Origin of the sequence: Actinomadura sp. KC06 (assembly GCF_004348735.1) — a bacterium.
In the GTDB taxonomy this organism is placed as follows: Bacteria; Actinomycetota; Actinomycetes; order Streptosporangiales; family Streptosporangiaceae; genus Spirillospora.
The window spans coordinates 1-2,952 of record NZ_SMKT01000348.1 but is presented as its reverse complement, the minus strand read 5'-3'; the positions used below and the strand labels follow the sequence as shown (position 1 = coordinate 2,952).

The following is a 2,952-nucleotide window of genomic DNA, read 5'->3' as shown; positions in this document are numbered from 1 at the left end:
CAGTTGCCTCGCGCGCAGGCCCACGCCTGGAAGATGATCCGCATCGCGTTCCTCTCTAGCCGGGACGGGGGCGCCGCGGGCGGGACCCCCGGGCGGGGAATCCCACCCGCCGCGCCTTGTACGGCGGGCCGCCTCGCCGGGTCGCGACCGGGCCGTACGATCTGGGGGGCGGTCACCGGGCCCTCCGCCCCCGCGCGGACATGATCTCCTTGCCAAGCGCCTCGGGGGTCTCTGCCTCGATGAGCCGGCCGTTGACCATCGCCCAGTACAGGCCCGTGTAGGCCCCGTACCAGGTGAGCGCGCCGAACCGGCGCATGACCTCGGCCGCGCCCCGGACACGGGCCTGCCGGTCGGCAGCGGGCTGCCGGGTGGCGTCGCGCCGCGCGTACCTTGGGCCGCTCACCGCACGCACCCCGCGTCGGTCGGCGTGGTGGTGGCCTCGGTGCCGCGACCGGCCTCGATCTCCTGCGCGGCGGCGAGCAGCTCGCGGAGCCGCTCCTCCGACTCGGCGCGGATCCACGCGATCCCCCCGTTGACCGGGCCCCGGTAGGGGCGCCGGTGCGCCTCCCACGGAAGCAGATTGACGAACAGCTCGTACCGGCACGCCCACTCGGGGAAGTCCTTGCCGAGGCGGGCGAGTCGCGCGTCGAGGTCTGATGGAGGCGAGGTCATCGGGGCCATCTCCCGGTTGCGATGCACGGGTGGTGTTCCGGTCACCATCAGTGAATCTGTGGCGGGCGCCACACATCTAGGGGAAGACTGGGGATGACAGGGGGAGGGTCTCCCTCCCTGGGTCGTCGGAAGGTGCATCGCAGTGACCCCCGACAGCAAGGAGATCGGCCGACGCCTGCGCGCGGCCCGGGAAGAGGACCCGCGGTGGTCGCGCCCAGAAATGGCGCGGCGCCTGCGGGCTGCTGCTGATCCTGACGAGCGGGCCCGCCTGCCACACGTAGCGAGCCTGGTCGACCAAATCAAGCAGTGGGAGGCCGGCAAGTGGAAGCCGTCCGACCGGTACAGGGACCTGTACGTCCGCGCCACCGGCCGCGGCTGGGGCGAGCTTTTCGCCGCAGCCGACGAGCCACCCCGCCCCGTGCCCCGGCCTGATGTGCTGGCGATAGGTATGGCGACCGGGGCTGCTGCCATCACGCCCGGAATCAGTCACTATGGGCCTGTGGCGCCGGAACTCGTCGGCTACTTCCGCCAGCAGCTACCCGGCCATTACAGCGCCGACATGTGGCTGGGCCCTCACATGCTGATCCCTACCGTGGACGCGCAGACGCGGCTACTCCAGCAGTTGGTCACGGCCGCCGACTCGCCTGTCCGGCGCGGGCTGCTGGAGATGGGCGTGGCCTACGCGGCGCTGCTGGGATGGCTCTACCAGGACGCGGCCGATCTCGTCCGCTCCGCGCACTGGCGTGCCGCGGCCCTCGACATGGCGCACCGCCACGGCGACCTCCAACTCGTCTCCTACGCCCTCGCGAACAAGGCCATGCACGCCGTGGACACTGGGGACGGCGGCGCCATCGTCGACTACGCGCGGGCCGCCCTTGCCAACGAGCGCCGCCTCTCTCCGAAGGTCCGCGTCCTGGCCCTCGTCCACCTCGCGCACGGCCACGGCTTCCTCCGCAACTGTGACGCCGTCGACCGGACCCTCGACCGCGCCGAGGCCCTCGTCGACCAGGTCGACGGCGAATACCCGTGGGGGAACGCCTGCCGGCGCACCCCGCGGTACATGGGCATCCAACGCGCCACGGCCTACGGGCGGGCGGGCGCACACGACGAGGCGGCGCGGCTGTGGGACGAGATCCTCGGCGACCAGCCGGACGACTACCGGCGAGACACCGGGGTCTTCCGGGCACGGCAGGCCGCCGCGCTGGCCGCCGCCGCGGCCCCCGAGCCTGAGAAGGTCGTCAAGATCGCGGCCGGTGCTGCCACCGTCTGCACGGAGACCGGGTCCGAGCGGCTCCGCGCGGAGCTGGTCGCGCTCCCCGCCCACGCCTCAGCATGGGCCGACAGCCCACGCGGGAGAGACTTGGCTGAGATCATCGCCTCCGTCACCTGATCCCGGAGGTAGCCGTGACCATCCCCGATCCCCTGACGGACGACCAGATCGCCGAGCAGCTCGCCGCCCTGCCCGGCTGGGAGCGCGACGGCGACGCCATCGCGCGAACGTTCAAGCACTCGTACCACGAGACCGTGCACCTGGCGATGTACGTGGCGGCCAAGGCCCGCGAGGTCGGCCACCACCCGGACATCCACATCACGTGGCAGCGGATCCGGTTCGCGATAACCACGCACGACGCCGGCCACCGGATCACCGCGAAGGATTTCGAGCTGGCGCGCCACGTTGACGCGATTGCGACCGGGCACGGGGCCGAGCCGGTCTAGACTGACCCGTGCGATGCACCGGCGCCCCGCCCTTCTGTTGAGGGACGGGGCGTCAGTCTTTGTGTTCACAGGTAGCCGATCATGCCCGCCACGACGATCACCACCACGCCGAGGGCGTAGAACGCCACCACGCAGACGGCGATGGCAGCGAACTGCCGCCAGATCGCCGACGGTGCCACATAGTGCGCGGGCTTCGGCTCGTCGTAGTAGAAGGCGTATCCGGTGGCGACGTGGCCGCGCATGATCTCGGCGAACCGCACGGGGTCGCCGCCGGACGCTTTCCAGGCGGTTTTGCGGGCACGGCGCCGCGCGCCGATCTTCGCGTACTGGCGGGCCCGGCGGGCGTCGCGGTCTTGCATCTCGTCTCCAGTCCGGAGACGAGGAACCGCTCGTTCTTACAGCACTGGCTTGTTTGAATACCGATCCGGCCGAACTGCGCAAACCGCTGGTCGTACACCGTTTGACCTGGGAGTATTGCAAAGCCAGTGCTCTACCAACTGAGCTAAGGCCCCTTGGGCGGGGACAAGCCTACCTGTGGTCGGCGGGTAGTGGGGTGTTGGCGGG

At 71.0% G+C, this 2,952-nt stretch carries 5 protein-coding genes; 2 read left to right on the top strand and 3 right to left on the bottom strand.

Features of this window, described 5'->3' with window-relative positions; translation table 11 throughout:
* Window positions 1-172 precede the first annotated feature (172 nt).
* Window positions 173-403, bottom strand: a complete 231-nt coding sequence (locus E1287_RS42845) for a hypothetical protein (protein WP_131971820.1) — start codon at window positions 401-403, stop codon at window positions 173-175.
* Window positions 400-672, bottom strand: a complete 273-nt coding sequence (locus E1287_RS42840) for a hypothetical protein (RefSeq protein ID WP_131971818.1) — start codon at window positions 670-672, stop codon at window positions 400-402. Before E1287_RS42840 ends, E1287_RS42845 begins: the two co-directional genes overlap by 4 nt.
* A 142-nt stretch (window positions 673-814) precedes the next feature.
* Here E1287_RS42840 and E1287_RS42835 point away from each other — a divergent pair, with 142 nt between their 5' ends.
* On the top strand, window positions 815-2,062 hold the full coding sequence (locus E1287_RS42835; RefSeq protein ID WP_131971816.1) for a Twin-arginine translocation pathway signal: 1,248 nt from the start codon (window positions 815-817) through the stop codon (window positions 2,060-2,062).
* 14 nt (window positions 2,063-2,076) lie between these two features.
* On the top strand, window positions 2,077-2,388 hold the full coding sequence (locus tag E1287_RS42830) for a 4a-hydroxytetrahydrobiopterin dehydratase (protein WP_243719837.1): 312 nt from the start codon (window positions 2,077-2,079) through the stop codon (window positions 2,386-2,388).
* Between the two features lie 65 nt (window positions 2,389-2,453).
* Here the strand turns inward: E1287_RS42830 and E1287_RS42825 are convergent, their stop codons facing one another.
* Complete coding sequence (locus tag E1287_RS42825) at window positions 2,454-2,747, bottom strand: hypothetical protein (RefSeq protein WP_131971812.1); 294 nt, start codon at window positions 2,745-2,747, stop codon at window positions 2,454-2,456.
* Window positions 2,748-2,952 lie beyond the last annotated feature (205 nt).

Coding starts and splice junctions, on each gene's coding strand:
- E1287_RS42840 (WP_131971818.1), bottom strand. CDS start 672: ATGACCTCGCCTCCATCAGACCTCGACGCGCGACTCGCCCGCCTCGGC.
- E1287_RS42825 (WP_131971812.1), bottom strand. CDS start 2,747: ATGCAAGACCGCGACGCCCGCCGGGCCCGCCAGTACGCGAAGATCGGC.